17 protein-coding genes are annotated in these 15,123 nt (G+C 65.8%); 5 read left to right on the top strand and 12 right to left on the bottom strand.

The genetic code is table 11. The features are described 5' to 3' along the window. Positions 1 to 15: 15 nt before the first annotated feature. The 8 genes from flgG to ACUTAF_RS13355 all read right to left on the bottom strand — a co-directional run bounded on the left by flgG (position 16) and on the right by ACUTAF_RS13355 (position 6,870). Positions 16 to 801, bottom strand: coding sequence for a flagellar basal-body rod protein FlgG (flgG, locus tag ACUTAF_RS13320; protein ID WP_445580413.1), 786 nt, complete (start codon positions 799 to 801; stop codon positions 16 to 18). 46 nt (positions 802 to 847) lie between these two features. After that, the gene (locus tag ACUTAF_RS13325; RefSeq protein WP_445580414.1) at positions 848 to 1,588 is read right to left on the bottom strand and encodes a flagellar basal body rod protein FlgF; all 741 of its coding nucleotides are present in this window, start codon (positions 1,586 to 1,588) and stop codon (positions 848 to 850) included. 210 nt (positions 1,589 to 1,798) lie between these two features. After that, positions 1,799 to 3,121, bottom strand: coding sequence for a flagellar hook protein FlgE (gene flgE, locus ACUTAF_RS13330; RefSeq protein ID WP_445580415.1), 1,323 nt, complete (start codon positions 3,119 to 3,121; stop codon positions 1,799 to 1,801). A 36-nt stretch (positions 3,122 to 3,157) separates the two neighbouring features. Next, positions 3,158 to 3,823, bottom strand: coding sequence for a flagellar hook assembly protein FlgD (gene flgD, locus ACUTAF_RS13335; RefSeq protein ID WP_445580416.1), 666 nt, complete (start codon positions 3,821 to 3,823; stop codon positions 3,158 to 3,160). 21 nt (positions 3,824 to 3,844) lie between these two features. Continuing rightward, positions 3,845 to 4,288 (bottom strand): flagellar basal body rod protein FlgC, encoded by a 444-nt coding sequence (gene flgC / locus ACUTAF_RS13340; protein WP_397485132.1) that lies wholly within the window; start codon positions 4,286 to 4,288, stop codon positions 3,845 to 3,847. A gap of 11 nt (positions 4,289 to 4,299) precedes the next feature. Next, entirely contained in the window at positions 4,300 to 4,707 is a 408-nt protein-coding gene (gene flgB / locus ACUTAF_RS13345) for a flagellar basal body rod protein FlgB (RefSeq protein WP_445580417.1), read from the bottom strand. 357 nt (positions 4,708 to 5,064) lie between these two features. Continuing rightward, positions 5,065 to 5,892, bottom strand: a complete 828-nt coding sequence (gene cheR / locus ACUTAF_RS13350; protein WP_445580418.1) for a protein-glutamate O-methyltransferase CheR — start codon at positions 5,890 to 5,892, stop codon at positions 5,065 to 5,067. A gap of 45 nt (positions 5,893 to 5,937) precedes the next feature. Continuing rightward, positions 5,938 to 6,870, bottom strand: a complete 933-nt coding sequence (locus ACUTAF_RS13355) for a chemotaxis protein CheV (RefSeq protein ID WP_445580419.1) — start codon at positions 6,868 to 6,870, stop codon at positions 5,938 to 5,940. A gap of 76 nt (positions 6,871 to 6,946) precedes the next feature. On the opposite strand from ACUTAF_RS13355, the gene flgA reads away from it, so the two are divergent. From flgA to ACUTAF_RS13375, 4 genes are all read left to right on the top strand, one after another. Next, the gene (flgA, locus tag ACUTAF_RS13360) at positions 6,947 to 7,705 is read left to right on the top strand and encodes a flagellar basal body P-ring formation chaperone FlgA (protein WP_445580420.1); all 759 of its coding nucleotides are present in this window, start codon (positions 6,947 to 6,949) and stop codon (positions 7,703 to 7,705) included. Between the two features lie 134 nt (positions 7,706 to 7,839). Then, positions 7,840 to 8,172 carry a flagellar biosynthesis anti-sigma factor FlgM gene (flgM, locus tag ACUTAF_RS13365; protein WP_445580421.1) on the top strand — a complete coding sequence of 111 codons (333 nt, stop codon included), beginning with the start codon at positions 7,840 to 7,842 and terminating at the stop codon, positions 8,170 to 8,172. Between the two features lie 50 nt (positions 8,173 to 8,222). After that, positions 8,223 to 8,690 (top strand): flagella synthesis protein FlgN, encoded by a 468-nt coding sequence (locus ACUTAF_RS13370; protein ID WP_445580422.1) that lies wholly within the window; start codon positions 8,223 to 8,225, stop codon positions 8,688 to 8,690. Between the two features lie 88 nt (positions 8,691 to 8,778). Further along, positions 8,779 to 9,528, top strand: a complete 750-nt coding sequence (locus tag ACUTAF_RS13375) for a flagellar brake protein (RefSeq protein WP_445580423.1) — start codon at positions 8,779 to 8,781, stop codon at positions 9,526 to 9,528. A gap of 3 nt (positions 9,529 to 9,531) precedes the next feature. On the opposite strand, the gene ACUTAF_RS13380 is transcribed toward ACUTAF_RS13375, so the two are convergent. From ACUTAF_RS13380 to ACUTAF_RS13395, 4 genes are all read right to left on the bottom strand, one after another. Further along, positions 9,532 to 10,152: a TIGR04282 family arsenosugar biosynthesis glycosyltransferase gene (locus ACUTAF_RS13380; RefSeq protein WP_445580424.1), complete on the bottom strand. Its 621-nt coding sequence runs from the start codon at positions 10,150 to 10,152 to the stop codon at positions 9,532 to 9,534. Further along, complete coding sequence (locus ACUTAF_RS13385) at positions 10,149 to 10,838, bottom strand: TIGR04283 family arsenosugar biosynthesis glycosyltransferase (RefSeq protein ID WP_445580425.1); 690 nt, start codon at positions 10,836 to 10,838, stop codon at positions 10,149 to 10,151. Before ACUTAF_RS13385 ends, ACUTAF_RS13380 begins: the two co-directional genes overlap by 4 nt. Further along, positions 10,835 to 12,142, bottom strand: a complete 1,308-nt coding sequence (locus tag ACUTAF_RS13390; RefSeq protein WP_445580426.1) for an MFS transporter — start codon at positions 12,140 to 12,142, stop codon at positions 10,835 to 10,837. Before ACUTAF_RS13390 ends, ACUTAF_RS13385 begins: the two co-directional genes overlap by 4 nt. 82 nt (positions 12,143 to 12,224) lie before the next feature. After that, positions 12,225 to 13,466 (bottom strand): glutamine synthetase family protein, encoded by a 1,242-nt coding sequence (locus ACUTAF_RS13395; protein WP_445582445.1) that lies wholly within the window; start codon positions 13,464 to 13,466, stop codon positions 12,225 to 12,227. A gap of 382 nt (positions 13,467 to 13,848) precedes the next feature. Here ACUTAF_RS13395 and sstT point away from each other — a divergent pair, with 382 nt between their 5' ends. Further along, positions 13,849 to 15,072 (top strand): serine/threonine transporter SstT, encoded by a 1,224-nt coding sequence (gene sstT / locus ACUTAF_RS13400; RefSeq protein ID WP_445580427.1) that lies wholly within the window; start codon positions 13,849 to 13,851, stop codon positions 15,070 to 15,072. Positions 15,073 to 15,123 lie beyond the last annotated feature (51 nt).

A 15,123-nucleotide genomic window follows, 5' to 3' on the forward strand; every position in this document is an offset into this window, starting at 1 on the left:
GAAATCAAGAAAGGATCAGAGGTTCTGCGTCACGAAGGACAGCATCTGATCGGCGGTGGAAATCACCTTGGAGTTCATTTCGTAGGCGCGCTGGGTGGTGATCATGTTCACCAGCTCCTCCACCACGCTGACGTTGGAGTTCTCCAGGGTGTTCTGCAGGGTGGTGCCGAGGCCGTTGAGGCCCGGGTTGCCGACCTGCGGCGCTCCGCTGGAGCCGGTCTCCAGGAACAGGTTGTTGCCGATGGCCTCGAGGCCGGCCGGGTTGACGAAGTCGGCCAACTGGATGTTGCCGATGATCTGCGGCTGCGGATTGCCGGCGGTGGTTACCGACACGGTGCCGTCCTCGCCGACGGTGAAGGTGCGCACCTCGGCCGGCAGGACGATGGCCGGCTCCAGGGCGAAGCCGCTGGAGGTGACGATCTGCCCGTCGGAGTCGAGGTGGAAGCTGCCGTCGCGGGTGTAGGAAACGGTGCCGTCGGGCAGCAGCACCTGGAAGAAGCCGCGGCCGTTGACCGCCATGTCCAGCGGCTGCTCGGTGGTCTGCAGGCTGCCTGCGGTGAAGATCTTCTGCGTGCCGACCACGCGCACCCCGGTACCCAGCTGCAGCCCGGAGGGCAGCTCGCTGTCCTGGCTGGACTGGCCGCCCGGCTGACGACGGATCTGGTACAGCAGGTCCTCGAACTCGGCGCGGTCGCGCTTGAAGCCGGTGGTGGAGACGTTGGCCAGGTTGTTGGAAATGGTGGTCAGGTTCATGTCCTGGGCGGACAGACCGGTCTTGCTGACCCACAGTGCCGGAAGCATATCGAATCTCCTCGGGCGCCGGATTCATGGCGCCGCGTGCTGATAACTAGCTAATTTGCAAAACCCGCGCCATGGACGAGGCGTTGTCCTCGGCGGTACGCATCATCTTCACCTGCAACTCGAACTGGCGGGACAGCGAGAGGATCGCGGTCATCTCCTCGACGGCGTTGACGTTGCTCGACTCGAGAAAGCCCGACGTCACCTGCACCGTGGCATCGGCCGGCGCCTCGGCCTGGCCCCTGAGGCGGATCAGGCCATCACTGCCCTTCTCCAGCGATTTGGGGTCCGGATTGACCAGCTTGATGCGGTCGACCTCGGCCAGCACGTTGGGGTCCTCGCCGAGGGCGCGAATGCTGATGGTGCCGTCCTGGCCGATCTCCACCTTCTGCTCCGGCGGCACGGCGATCGGCCCGGCATTGCCCATCACCGGCAAACCGTTGCCGGTGCGCAGCACGCCGAGGGCATCGATGTTCAGGCTGGCAGTGCGCACATAGGCCTCGCTGCCATCGGCCGCCTGCACGGCGATCCAGCCCTTGCCGCCGACCGCCACGTCGAGGTCGCGCCCGGTTTCCTGCAGCGAGCCGGGGCGGAAATCGGTGGCCGGGCGCTCGCTCATGGCATACACGCGCGCCGGATAGCCGTCGCCGAACAGCGGCATGGAACGCGCCTGTTCGAAGTCGCGGCGAAAACCCGAGGTGGAGACGTTGGCCAGGTTGTTGGCGTGCGCACGCTGGGCCAGGGTGTTGTTGTGCGCGCCGGTCATGGAGACGTACAGCAGCTTGTCCATGGTGGTTCTCCGAGAGGGCCTGTCGCCCGTGGCTCTTTGCATGCCATGCAGCAAGTGCCGTGCCAAATCCGAATAAACACCCTAAGCAGCTGATTGTTAAGGACTTAATTTGAAATCATGACAGTCGGAAAGATGGCGGCGGCGAATGCTTGCCGGCGCCACAACGGCAAAGCGGCAAGACTGGCTTGCCGCTTTGCCGGACGAGACCTATCAACGCAGGTTGATGATGGTCTGGGTGACGGCGCTCTCGGTCTCGATGGTCTTGGCGTTGGCCTGGTAGTTGCGCTGGGCGACGATCAGGTTGACCAGCTGATCGGAAAGCTCGACGTTGGAGTCCTCCAGCGCGCCGGACTGGATCGCCCCCAGGGTGCCGGAACGCGGCGGGTTGCGCACCGGCTCGCCGGACTCGAAGGACTGCACCCACTGGGTCTTGCCCACCGGAGTCAGACCCTGCACGTTGGCGAAACTCGCCAGGATGATCTGTCCCTGCACCTTGGACTGACCGTTGGTGTAGCGCGCGAAGATCATCCCGGTGTCGTCGATCTCCAGGCCGGCCAGCTGGCCGGTGGTGTAGCCGTCCTGACTGACGCTGTTGACGGCGAAGGAGCTGGCGAACTGGGTAGAGCCGCGCAGGTCCACCGTGAACGGACTGGGAGTAGCGGCGCCGTTAGGCCCCCAGACCGGAGTGGCCCCCGAGGTGTCCAGCCCCGCCGGATCCCAGCCGGCGTAGCTGATGACGCCATTGTCCGAGCTGAAGCCCGCCGGCAAGGTGGCGGCATCCAGCGCGTCCGTATCGAGCTGACCCGCGGCACTGAACTCCAGCGGAATCACCGCCGGAACCGGCGGCTCCTGCGCCGCATCGCCCGGACTGCGCCCGTCGATCAGCACCTGCATATCCCAGCTGTTGGAGCCCGTCTTGACGAAGTACTGCGTCAGCACGTGGGAATTGCCCTGCGAGTCGTAGATGTTGGTCGAGGTCGAGGAGTTGTAGGTGGTCGGGTCGGTCGCATCGAACGGCGTGGTGACCGGCGCGCTGTTGGTCGAGTTGAGGTTGAACACCTGGGCCATGCTCGAAGTCGCCTGCGGCTCCTGACTGGCGGTCTGGATCTGCAGGTCACCGACCACGCCGGTCTGCAGATTGCCGCTGCCATCCACCGTGTAGCCCTGCAGGTTGTAGCCGAAGTTGTCGACCAAAAAACCTTCGCGGTCGGTGCCGAAGTAGCCGGCACGGGTATAGCTCAAGGCACCGTTGTTGCTGACCTGGAAGAAGCCGTTGCCATTGATCGCCAGGTCCAGGGCGTTCTGCGTGTAGTTGATGTTGCCCTGGTTGAACAGCTGCGACACGTTGCCGAGCAGCACGCCGCTGCCCTGCGGGTTGGACCCGGAACCCAGCACCGAGGCGGCATAGACGTCGGCGAACTCGGCGCGCGACATCTTGAAGCCGGCGGTGCCGGCGTTGGCAATGTTGTTGCCGGTGACATTGAGGTCGCTGGTCGCGGCGCGCAGACCACTGAGACCAATATTGAACGCCATGGAGGACTCCTTTGCCGGAACTGCCGGCGGCAATAGTTATTGGCCGATCACTTGTACTTGCGAAAGCGCGACGCTGCCGAGACCGGCGAGATTGAGCATGAGTTCGCTACCACCCAAGGTGACGCTGTCGACGTTGGCCGGCAGCAGGGTGTAGAGACCCTTGGTCTCGTTGTCATAGGTGGCTTGCGCCTCGAACTTGTAGGTACCCGGCGGCATCAGGTTGCCGCTGGCGTCCTTGCCGTCCCAGATGAAGCTGACGTTGCCGGCGGCCTGCTCGCCCAGGTTGATGCGCCTGACCACCGCGCCCGCGTTGTCGTAGACGTTGACGTAGACGTTGCTGCTGGTGACCGGCAATACCAGGCTGGCCTTGAAGCTCTCGCCGGTATCGACCACCGCCTTCTCGGTCGGCACTATCACCTTGCGCCCCACCAGGGACGACGCCTGCAGCGCCTGCGACGACTGATAGGACGACAGCATCGATTCCATGCTGGTGTTGAGCTTCTCGATGCCCTCCAGGCTGCTGAACTGCGCCAGCTGGGCAATGAACTCGCCATTGCCCTGGGGCTCCAGCGGATTCTGGTTGTTCAGCTGGGCCACCAGCAGGTTGAGGAACTCGTTCTTGCCGAGATCCTTGTTCTGCGTGTTGTCCTGCTTGATCTGGTACTGATCCAGTACCGAGCTGGTGCCGCTTACCGTAGTCATGCCTGGCTCCCTTTGAATGCCTTACTGACCCAGGGTCAGCACGCGCTGCAGCATCTGCTTGGCGGTGTTCATCATTTCCACGTTGGTCTGGAAGGCGCGGCTGGCGGAGATCATGTCGGCCATCTCCTCGACCACGTTGACGTTGGGGTAGTACACGTAGCCGCCGGCATCGGCCGCCGGATGGTCCGGCTCGTAGCGCGGCATCAGGCTGCTCTGGTCCTCGACCACGCCGAGCACCTGCACGCCGCGGCCGGCCTCGTCCTGCTCGGCGAACAACGAGCCGCGGTCGCCGCCCTGGGCCTGCTGGAACACGGTGGCGAACACCGGGTGACGGGCGCGGTAGGTCTGCTCGATGCTCGAGGACACCGTCTCGGCGTTGGCGATGTTGCTGGAGATGGTGTTCAGGCGCGTGCTCTGCGCGCTCATGCCGGTTCCGGCGATATTGAAGACACTGGCAAGGGACATGGTCGCGCTCCTTATTCGCCGCGCAGGGCGTTGGTCAGCCCTTTGAACTTGCTGTTGAGGAAGGTGAAGCTGGCCTGGAAATGCACCGAGTTCTCGGCGTAGTTCGACTGCTCGATCTGCAGATCGACGCTGTTCTGATCCAGCGAGGCGTGCAGCGGATTGCGGTAGGCCAGCTCGGCCTGTCCGCTGGCGATGCCCTCGGCGGCGATATGCCGGCCATCGGTGCGTGCCAGGGCGACGTTGCCGCGCTGCTGCTTGGCCGACTGCTCGGCCAGCACGCTGGCGAAGTCGAGGTCGCGCGCCTTGTAGTTCGGCGTATCGGCGTTGGCGATATTGTTGGCCAGCACCTCGGCGCGCTGGGCGCGAAAGCCGAGTGCCTGTTCGTGGATACCGAGTGCGCTTGCGAAGCTGATGCTCATGTTCTGCAACCTTTGCCGCGGGGGCAGTCTGGTCTTTGCCTGCCAGACACTCAGCAAAGGCTGTGCCAATATATTTTTTCCTTTATTTTCAATAATTTATAAATAAACAAGGCGCACGAGAGGCGGCAAGCGGCAAGCGTTTTCCGCTTTTCCCCGCAAGCGGCAACGCGACCTTGCCGCTGGTGGCCGTAGGGTGCGCCGTGCGCACCTGGCCTAATCAGGTCGCGGCTAAAGCCCCTGGCCTAAAACTGCTCGTCTGCCAGGCTGGTGCGCACGGCGCCCCCTACGCGGCGCAACGCCAAACGAAAACGGGAGGCCCGAAGGCCTCCCGTTTGTCGCTGCTGACGGCACACGCCGCTATTTCGCCTTGTAGATGATCCCCGGGCTGCATTGCACCATCTGGTACTTCTCGGGCAGGCCATTGAGCGCCTCGGACGCGCCGAGGAACAGGTAGCCGCCCGGCTTGAGGCTGGCATGGATGCGGCTGAGGATGTCCTTCTTCACCTCGGCGGAGAAGTAGATCAGCACGTTGCGGCAGAACACGATGTCGAACTTGCCCAGCGCCGCGTAGCTGTCCAGCAGGTTCAGCGGACGAAACTCGACGCGGTTCTTGATCGGTGCCTTGATCTGCCAGCGCCCCGGCCCCTTGGGGTCGAAATAACGCTGCAGACGCTCCTGCGACAGGCCGCGGCCCATGGCCAGGCTGTCGTACTCGCCGGACTTGCAGTTGGCCAGCATCGACGGCGACAGGTCGGTGGCGACGATCTGCACGCCGCCCTTGAGCTGGCCGATATTGGTCCGCTCGAACTCGTCGATCGACATCGACAGCGAATAGGGCTCCTGCCCGGAGGAACAGGCCGCCGACCAGATCCGCAGGCGCTGCGCCGGGTAGGCCTTGATCAGTTCCGGCAGCACCCGGTTCTTCAGCACCTCGAAGGGATAGGTATCGCGAAACCACAGGGTCTCGTTGGTGGTCATGGCATCCACCACCTGCTCGCGCAGACCGCTGCGCGGCTGGCTCTGCATGCGCTGCACCAGCTCTCCCAGGCTCTTGATGCCGTTCTGTTCCATCAGCTTGTTCAAGCGACTGGAAACCAGGTACTGCTTGTTGCTACCCAGCAGAATGCCGCAGGCCTTTTCCAAGAACGCCCGGAACTGCTCGAAATCCAAATTACCTGAAGACACTCGCGCCGCCTCACCCGCCATCACGTTCGCCAAAAGGTCGCCCCCTCAGCCCCCATCCGCCACACGTATCCGCTCGGCCACCCTCGAGGCCAGATCGTCCGGCTTGAATTTGGCGAGGAAGTCGTCGGCCCCCACTTTCTTAACCATCGCCTGGTTGAACACCCCGGACAGCGAAGTATGCAGGAGTATGTGCAGCTTCTGCATGCGTGCATCGCTGCGAATCTCCGTGGTCAGGGTATAGCCATCCATCTCCGGCATCTCGATGTCGGAGATCAGCATCAGCAGTTCCTCGTCGGGACGACGTCCCTCGTCGGCCATCGCCTTGAGGTAGTTGAGCGCCTCGCGACCGTCATTCAGCGCGGTGACCTCCACGCCCACGGTCTGCAGACAGCGCGACACCTGCTTGCGGGCCACCGAGGAGTCGTCGACGATCAGCACGTGCTTGGTCGCCGCACGGCTCTGCACCTGCTCGTCGATCACCCCGGCGGAGATCGCCTCGGAGGTCGGCGCGACCTCGGCGAGCACCTTCTCCACGTCGATGATTTCCACCAACTGCTTATCCAGGCGGGTCACCGCCGTCAGGTAGTGGTCACGCCCGGCGCCCTTGGGTGGCGGATGGATCTCCTCCCAGTTCATATTGACGATGCGCTCCACCGAGCGCACCAGAAAGCCCTGCACCTTGGTGTTGTACTCGGTGATGATCACGAAGCTGGTCTTGAGATCCTCCAGCGGCGCACGCCCGGTGGCGATGGACAGATCGAGAATAGGAATGGTGCCGCCGCGGATATTGGCCACGCCGCGCACCACCGGACTGGACTTGGGCATGATGGTGAGATTGGGGCACTGCAGCACCTCCTTCACCTTGAACACATTGATACCGTACAGCTGCGGGCCTTCCAGGCGGAACAACAACAGCTCCAAACGGTTCTGCCCCACCAGCTGAGTACGCTGGTTAACCGTATCCATCAACCCGGCCATGCCCGGTCCCCTCCTCGTCTAGTAACGCCTGCCCGTGCAGCCTAGCAGGCGGCACGGGGCTTGCTTTGCATTGGCCATGAAGCCAAGAACGTCATCATTCCGTCAGCAATCGGCAAAGCGCCTGGGCGCCCTGCTCGTTTTACTCGCTTTGCCGGCAGCCGGCTACAGCGGCGCCGCCACGGCGGCCGTCACCAGCCCCGACGAGCTTATCGGCGCCACCGAAGCCTTTCTTGAGCAGGCGGTGAGCGACTATCTACAGCGTAGCGAAATCCAGGGTCGCCACGAGGTCCAGGTCAATCGCCTCGACCCGCGGCTGCGCATGCCGCTGTGCGATTCGCCTCTGAGCGTCAGCCTGGAGAGCCCGGCGCAGCCGCTGGGGCGCGTCACCACGCGGGTACGCTGCGACGGCAGCGCACCCTGGACGGTGTTCGTGCCGGCCGAAGTGCGCCTGTTCCGCGAGGTGGTAGTGCTGAGCCGTCCGCTCAAGCGCATGAGCCTGGTCGGTAGCGCCGACCTGGGCATGGTCGAGCGCGACGTCGCCCAGCTCCGCCAGGGCTACCTCACCGATCCGGCGCAGGCGATCGGCAAGAAATTGACGCGCCCGCTACCCAGCGCTCAGGTCCTGGCGCCCAACCACCTGCAGGTCGCCGAGGCAATCCGCCGCGGCGACCAGGTGGTGATCAGCGCGAGCAGCGGCACGGTCAACGTGCGCATGCCCGGCGAGGCGCTCAGCGACGGCGCCCCTGGCCAGCAGATCAATGTGCGCAACCTGCGCTCGCAACGGGTGGTTCGCGCCCGCGTCGTCGGTCCCGGCCAAGTGCAAGTGGCCATGTAGGCATGTTTCTTGTGGCGCAACGAACAGGCGATTTTCTACACTGTCCAACGACGCAGAGAAATTAACCCTAAAGTTTTACCGGCCGCCGCCGAGAAGCTTGGCAAGCGTCCAACAATCGTCCGAGGTTCTGCATCATGGTCATCGACTTCAACCGGCTGAACAATGCCAATACGCCCGCCAATGCGGGGCGTACCGGCGCGACTCAGGCAGGTAATCGCAACGAGCCGGCCGAGCCGACCCGTGCCCCTGCCGCCGGCGACGAGCAGAACATCGCCAAGAGCGGCGAGTCGGTGCAGTTGAGCCGCGAGGCCCAGCAATTGCAGCAGATCGGCGACAAGCTGCGCGACCAGCCGGTCGTCGACAAGGAGCGCGTCGCCCAGCTCAAACAGGCCATCGCCGACGGCAGCTACCAGATCGACAGCCAGCGCGTCGCCCAGAAACTGCTTGATTTCGAATCCCAGCGCTAGTCTCCGGGCTGCGCTGGGGGTGTTGGACGCCCGACCCCCAAGAGCCCGCCATGCACGACACTGCCCTGCTTGACCTGTTCACCACCGATATCGGCACCAGCGAGCGACTGCTCGAGCTGATCGATGCCGAATTCCAGGCCCTGACCGAGCGCGACCTGCCGCGCCTGGACAGTCTGCTCAACGACAAGCAACCCTTGCTCGCCCTACTCCAGCAGCACGGCAGTGAGCGCAGCCGCCTGCTGCAGAGCGCCGGCCTGAGCGCCGACCGCGCTGGCCTGAGCGCGCTGGCGGCAGGCTCGGACGTCGGCGAGCAGTTGCTGGCGCGCAGCGAACAGCTGAGCGCCCTGCTGCAGCGCTGCCAGGAGGCCAACCTGCGCAACGGTCGGCTGATCCGCGCCAACCAGGCCTCGGTCGGCAGCATTCTCGGCATCCTCCGTGGCGGCGAAACCCCGGGGCTCTATGACAGTCGTGGCAGCGCCGCTAGAATCGCCCAGCACAGGCCGCTCAGTCAGGCTTGAAGCCCCACCAGAAAAAGCACAGGGACATGCAGGCACTCCGCCAGTATGCTAGTGCCGTTGTAGTCCATGACTCGGAGAGTTCCGAACTGTGTCCAGCGCGTTCAACGAGGAAAGTGGTCCTCAGCCGCCCAAGGTGCTCAAAACGCCCGTGGAGATCATTGCCACCCTGCGCCAGCTACAACAGAACCACGATCCTCTGATGATCCTCTTCAAGGATCGCGGCCAGCGCTTCCAGAGCTACCTGGTGGAAATCGACCGCGACCGCAACCGCATGGCGCTGGACGAGATCATCCCCACCGACGGCGAACGTTTCCTCAGGCAGGGCGAGGCCTTCAACGTCGAGGCCTATCGCGACGGCGTGCGCGTGGCCTGGTCCTGCGAGCATGACGTGCAGCTCGGCGAGCTGGATGGCGCACCCTGCTACTGGGCACCGCTGCCGCTGGAGGTGACCTATCACCAGCGCCGCAGCGCCTATCGCGCCTCGCTCAAGCAGACCGACCTGGTCAAGGTCGTGCTGGCCGGCGACAAGCTGCGCGAGACGTTTCAGGGCCACCTGCTGGACATCTCCGCCACCGGCTGCAAGCTGCGCTTCGCCGGCAACCTCAGCCAGCAACTGCACAACGGCCAGGTCCAGGAACGCCTCACCGCCCAGCTGCCGTTCGGCGCCGTCACCTGCGCGGTGGAGCTGCGCCATGTGCAGTACGAGGAAAAGCTCGACATGACCTTCGTCGGCACCCGTTTCTACCGCATCAGCGGCCTGGAGCAGCGGCAGATCGAGCGGTTCGTCTACCAGCTGCAGCGCGAAGCGCGGCGTACCGAGGGTGACGGCCTGTTCTAGGCTTCAGTGCACCAGGTTGCGCCAGCGCGCATCCAGCTCCGTCAGGCGCGCCAGGTCCTGCGGTCGGTCCACGTCCCACAGGGTCGGCAGCAGGTGATGCGGCCAGCCCAGACGGCGCAGGCACTCGCAGGTACAGGCCAGTACCCGATCACCGCCCCAGGGCATCTCGAACAGGCTGTGATCCAGGCTGCGCAACCCCAGCAGCACGTAGCCGCCGTCCTCCGCCGGGCCGAGTACCGCGCGATGTTCGGCCAGCGCCGCACAGGCCTGTTGCAGGTAATCGCCATCGAGCAGGGGGCAGTCGTTGCCGATCAGCACCACGCCATCATGCTCGGCCAGGCCCAGGGCGGCGATGCGCCGCATGCGCTCGCCGAGGTCGCCAGCCGGCTGCTCCATCAGCACCCAGCCCTGGCGCTCGGCCAGTTGTCGCAGCGGTCGCTCGGCCTCGCCGTCCAGCCAGAGGAAGCGCTCCTCGAAGGCCAGCGGCGGCAGCTTCAGGGTTTGTTCCAGCAGCGCCCATTGCAGGCGGCTCGCGCCCTCCTCGCCCAACGCCGGGATCAGACGCGTCTTGACCCGCCCGGGAACGGGCGCACGCGCCAGCAGGTGGAGTGACAGCGTGGTCATCGTCGTGCTCCTCCTCGATAGCGGTCAGCCAATGCATCCGGGCTGACACCACGGTAGTAAGCCAGGCGCAGACGCCACATCAACCAGACCGTGCGCCAGACGCCATGTTGCTCCCAACGCCGGCTCGACGTCGAGAGCGGTGGCCGCAAACAGCGCGGTCGTCCTTCGCGCCTGAGCCGATGGCACAGCTCCAGGTCTTCCATCAGCGCAATTTCGGCATAGCCGCCAAGCGACTCGAACAGCCCGCGGCAGACGAAAATGCCCTGATCGCCGCTGGCGATGCCAGTCAGGCGCGAACGCAGGTTGATCATCTGGCCGATCAACCATAGCGATGGGCCAGCGCCCGACAGGCGCACATCGAAACGTCCCCAGCGAGGCCGCTCGGCCAGCGCCCGCCACAGCGCGGCCAGGCATGCGCCGTCGAGCCGTGTGTCGGCATGCAGGAACCACAGGTAGTCGCCGCGGGCCTGCGCGGCGCCGGCGTTCATCTGCCGCGCCCGACCGGGCGGGCTGTGCAGCACACGGTCGACCCGCGCCGCAGCCAGTTCGGCGGTGCCGTCTCGGCTGCCGCCGTCGACCAGGATCAGTTCGGCGCCGCCGGCACGCAGATCGCTCAGGTCATCGAGCAGCGCCGGTAGCGCGGCGGCCTCGTCCAGCGCCGGAATGACGACGCTGAGCCGGGTCATGGGCTCGGCCGCGGCGCGTCCGGCTCCTCTCCGCTCGGCCCGACCGACTCCTGCATCTGCTCCTGCACGGTCTGCTCGTCGACCCGCGGATCGAGCGCCGCCATCAGCGGCGAGCCGGCCACGTTGGCCGGGCTACCCAGGTGATGCAGCGGCGCGTCCTCGACCTGGTGCAGATGGGTGACCTTCTCGGGACGGATGCGCCAGACCAGGATCAGCGCGCAGGCGCAGAAGAACACGTAGAGCATGTGGGCGCCGTAGTAGCGCATCAGCACCCCGGCCAGCAGCGGGCCGATACAGGCGCCGACGCCGAAGGTGACCAGCAGCATGGCGGTCAGCGACACCCGCCGCTCCGGCTCGACATGGTCGTTGGACAGTGCCACCGCCAGCGGATAGAGGCTGAACAGCATCAGGCTGACCACGAAGCCGATGCCGAACAGCGGCAGCAGCGTCACCTGCTGCAACAGCGCCAGCGGCAGCGCCGCCAGCAGCAACAGCACGGCGCAGCCGCGGATCAGCACCACCCGGTCGCGCCGATCCGACAGCCAGCCCAGCGGCCACTGCACCAGCAGGCCGGCGAGGATGCAGCTGCCCATGAACAGACCGATCTGCTCGGTGCTCAGGCCCATGCGCGTCGCGTAGAGCGGCGCCAGGCCATAGAAGGCGCCGACCAGCAGGCCTGCCACCGCCACCGTGGTCAGCGACAGCGGCACCCGGCTGAGGAAGAAGCGCAGCTCCAGCGGCGCCGGATGCAGCGGCGCCGGATGCAGGCGCCGGGTCAGCGCCACCGGCACCAGGCACAGGGCGAAGCACAGGGCGATCAGCATCAGCAGTTCCGGGCCTAGGGTCGGATGCACCACCAGTACCAGCTGGCCGAGGATCAGCCCCAGGTAACAGGCGGCCATGTAGCCACTGAACACAAGGCCGCGCTGGTTGGGCCCGGCCTGTTCGTTGAGCCAGCTCTCGATGACCATGTACTGGCACATCATTCCCAGGCCCACCAGCATGCGCAACAGCAGCCATAGCGGCAGCCACTCCACCAGCCCATGGCCGAGCACCGCGGCGGTGACCACCCCGGCGCAGGCGACGTAGGCGCGGATATGCCCGACCCGGGCGATCAGCCTGTGGCCCAGCTTGCCACCAAGCACCAGACCGAAGTAGTTGGCCGCCATCAGCGCGCCGACCCACAGGCCGTCCACCGTGTCGGCCAGGCGCAGGGCCAGGTAGGTGCTGAGCAGGCCGGAGCCGAGCAGCATCAGCAAGGTGGCGAAATACAACGAACGGAACGACTTCCAGATCAGGCGCATGGACGGCTACGGCTCCTTGTGCGGGGCGCGCCCGGCTGGGCGCGCGGTGCTGCTGCGCGAATACATCGGGGGCGGCGGCCGGTCAGGCCTGCGCGGCCAGCACGCGGCGCTCCCAGGGGGTGATTTCATCGTAGAAGCTGGTCAGCTCCAGGGCCTTGCTGGCGATGTAACCTTCGATGAATTCCGTACCGAACAGTTCGACCGCCAGCTCGCTGCGTTTCAGACGCTCGATGGCGGCGTGCAGGGTACAGGGTAGCGTCAATTCGTCGGGCACCTCGAACTCACCCTGGATCGGCGCGCTCGGCTGCAGTTCGCGCTCCAAGCCATGCAGGCCCGCGGCCAGGCTCGCGGCCAGGGCCAGGTAGGGATTGGCGTCGGCACCGGGCAGGCGGTTCTCCACCCGCCGCGCCACCGGCGCACTGGCCGGGATGCGCAGGCCGGCGGCGCGGTTGTCCAGCGACCAGCAGGCGTTGTTCGGCGAGGCATAGGGATGGCACAGGCGCTGGTAGGAGTTCACATGGGGCGCGAACAGCAGGGTGAAGTCCGCCAGCGCCGCCTGCTGACCGCCGATGAAGTGATAGAAGGCCGGGGTCGCCTCGCCGTCGTCGGCGCTGAAGATATTGCGCCCGCTACCCTGCTCCACCACGCTCTGGTGGATATGCATCGAGCTGCCCGGGGTGTGCGCCAGCGGCTTGGCCATGCACACCACCGCAAGGCCGTGCTTGAGCCCGACCTCCTTGAGCAGGTGCTTGAACAGCAGGGTCTGGTCGGCCAGCAGCAGCGCGTCGCCGTGCAGCAGGTTGATCTCGAACTGGCTGGTGCCCATCTCGTGCATGAAGGTGTCGCGCGGCAAGCCCAGCGCCGCCATGCAGCGATAGACCTCGGCGAAGAACGGCCGCAAACCGTTGTGCGAGCCGACGCTGAAGGCCGAGCCGCCATCCTCGCGCCTGCCGTCCAGGCCCAGCGGCGGCTGGAACGGCTGGCACGGATCGGGATTGGCCGCGAACACGAAGAACTCCAGTTCGGTCGCCACCACCGGCTGCCAGCCATGTTCGGCATAGCGCGCCAGCACCCGCTTAAGCAGGGCGCGAGTGGACAGCCCGCAGCTGCGCCCGTCAAGCTCGTCGGCGTCGCAAATGGCCAGCGCGCGCGGCGGCTCGCTCCAGGGCAGGCGGTGGATTTGCGATGGCACGGCGTTGAGCGCCAGGTCGCCGTCGTCGCTGCCGTAGAAGCGCGCCGGCGGATAGCCACCCATGATGCATTGCAGCAGCACGCCGCGCGCCAGCTGCAGGCGACGCCCCTCGAGAAAGCCGGCGACGGTCATCACCTTGCCGCGCGGCACGCCATTGAGGTCCGGGGTGACGCATTCGATCTCGTCGATGCCCTGCAGGAGACTTTCTACTGCGGCGCGGCTGGCGGTACTCATCTATGGCTGTCCTTGAATGGCACGAATGCCGCTCGGGAGCGGCGAGACGGACAAAATACGCACCGGCCGTTCGATATTTCAAGCGGCCAAGCCTTACGGGGATGCGACACCGGCTTGCACCCAGTCGCCCTGATCCTGCGCGCGCGCTCGGCGTCCGGCAACGCTGTGCTAGAGTCGCGCGCTATTTTTCCCGCCCAGGCCCCCGCGCCCGGCCGGAAGCCCTCTCGCCCGGGGCGTCGCGCGAGCCGTGCGCGACGCCCAGCAACCAGAGATCCCTGCGATGTCCGAAGCCATCCATCCTGCCCTGCAGCTGCTCAACCGCACCAGCCTGGTGATGCAGATCTTCATCGGTCTGCTGGCCGGTATCGTCCTCGCCCTGATCGCCCCGCAGGCGGCGCTGTCGGTCGGTTTCGTCGGCAACGTGTTCGTTTCGGCGCTCAAGGCGGTGGCCCCGGTGCTGGTGTTCATCCTGGTGATGTCGTCGATCGCCAACCACCGGCACGGCCAGCAGACCCATATCCGCCCGATTCTGCTGATGTACCTGATCGGCACCTTCAGCGCCGCACTGGTGGCCGTGGTCGCCAGCTTCGCCTTCCCCTCCTCCCTGGTGCTGAGCAGCCAGGCCGCCGAACTGGCACCGCCCGGCGGCATCGGCGAGGTACTCAAGACCCTGCTGCTGAACGTGGTCGACAACCCGGTCAATGCGCTTCTCAAAGGCAACTTTATCGGCATCCTGGCCTGGGCCATCGGCCTGGGCTTCGCCTTCCGCCATGCCAGCGTCGGCAGCAAGCAGCTGCTGGGCGATCTGTCCAATGGCGTGACCGCCATCGTCAAGCTGGTGATCCGCCTGGCGCCGCTGGGCATCTTCGGCCTGGTCGCCGCGACCCTGGCCGAGTCCGGCTTCGACGCCCTGCTCGGCTACCTGCACCTGCTGGTGGTGTTGGTCGGCTGCATGTTGCTGGTGGCGCTCGTGGTCAACCCGGCGCTGGTGTACTGGAAGCTGCGCCGCAACCCCTATCCGCTGGTGTTCACCTGCCTGCGCGAGAGCGGCCTGACCGCCTTCTTCACCCGCAGCTCGGCGGCCAACATTCCGGTCAATCTGCAGTTGTGCCAGCGCCTCGGCCTGCACGAGGAAACCTACTCGGTCTCCATCCCGCTGGGCGCCACCATCAACATGGCCGGCGCGGCGATCACCATCACCATCCTGACCATGGCCGCCGTGCATACCCTGGGCATCGCCGTCGACCTGCCGACCGCCCTGCTGCTCAGCGTGCTGGCCTCGATCAGCGCCTGTGGCGCCTCGGGCGTCGCCGGCGGCTCGCTGCTGTTGATCCCGCTGGCCTGCAGCCTGTTCGGCATCCCCAACGAGGTGGCGATGCAGGTGGTGGCCATCGGCTTCATCATCGGCATCGTCCAGGACTCGGCGGAAACCGCGCTGAACTCCTCCACCGACGCGCTGTTCACCGCTGCCGTGTGCATGGCGGAAGATCGGCGCCAGGCCTGAGCCTGACCGAGGCTCGCGCTTCGCGAGCCTCCGCGATGCAGGCGCTGGGGC

Source organism: Pseudomonas sp. SP16.1 (assembly GCF_052682975.1).

What these genes read in the sequence shown, in the direction of transcription:
- flgG (WP_445580413.1), bottom strand. Translation starts at nt 801, where the DNA reads ATGCTTCCGGCACTGTGGGTCAGCAAGACCGGTCTGTCCGCCCAGGAC.
- ACUTAF_RS13325 (WP_445580414.1), bottom strand. Translation starts at nt 1,588, where the DNA reads ATGGACAAGCTGCTGTACGTCTCCATGACCGGCGCGCACAACAACACC.
- flgE (WP_445580415.1), bottom strand. Translation starts at nt 3,121, where the DNA reads ATGGCGTTCAATATTGGTCTCAGTGGTCTGCGCGCCGCGACCAGCGAC.
- flgD (WP_445580416.1), bottom strand. Translation starts at nt 3,823, where the DNA reads ATGACTACGGTAAGCGGCACCAGCTCGGTACTGGATCAGTACCAGATC.
- flgC (WP_397485132.1), bottom strand. Translation starts at nt 4,288, where the DNA reads ATGTCCCTTGCCAGTGTCTTCAATATCGCCGGAACCGGCATGAGCGCG.
- flgB (WP_445580417.1), bottom strand. Translation starts at nt 4,707, where the DNA reads ATGAGCATCAGCTTCGCAAGCGCACTCGGTATCCACGAACAGGCACTC.
- ACUTAF_RS13355 (WP_445580419.1), bottom strand. Translation starts at nt 6,870, where the DNA reads ATGGCCGGGTTGATGGATACGGTTAACCAGCGTACTCAGCTGGTGGGG.
- flgA (WP_445580420.1), top strand. Translation starts at nt 6,947, where the DNA reads ATGAAGCCAAGAACGTCATCATTCCGTCAGCAATCGGCAAAGCGCCTG.
- flgM (WP_445580421.1), top strand. Translation starts at nt 7,840, where the DNA reads ATGGTCATCGACTTCAACCGGCTGAACAATGCCAATACGCCCGCCAAT.
- ACUTAF_RS13370 (WP_445580422.1), top strand. Translation starts at nt 8,223, where the DNA reads ATGCACGACACTGCCCTGCTTGACCTGTTCACCACCGATATCGGCACC.
- ACUTAF_RS13380 (WP_445580424.1), bottom strand. Translation starts at nt 10,152, where the DNA reads ATGACCACGCTGTCACTCCACCTGCTGGCGCGTGCGCCCGTTCCCGGG.
- ACUTAF_RS13385 (WP_445580425.1), bottom strand. Translation starts at nt 10,838, where the DNA reads ATGACCCGGCTCAGCGTCGTCATTCCGGCGCTGGACGAGGCCGCCGCG.
- ACUTAF_RS13390 (WP_445580426.1), bottom strand. Translation starts at nt 12,142, where the DNA reads ATGCGCCTGATCTGGAAGTCGTTCCGTTCGTTGTATTTCGCCACCTTG.
- ACUTAF_RS13395 (WP_445582445.1), bottom strand. Translation starts at nt 13,466, where the DNA reads ATGACCGTCGCCGGCTTTCTCGAGGGGCGTCGCCTGCAGCTGGCGCGC.
- sstT (WP_445580427.1), top strand. Translation starts at nt 13,849, where the DNA reads ATGTCCGAAGCCATCCATCCTGCCCTGCAGCTGCTCAACCGCACCAGC.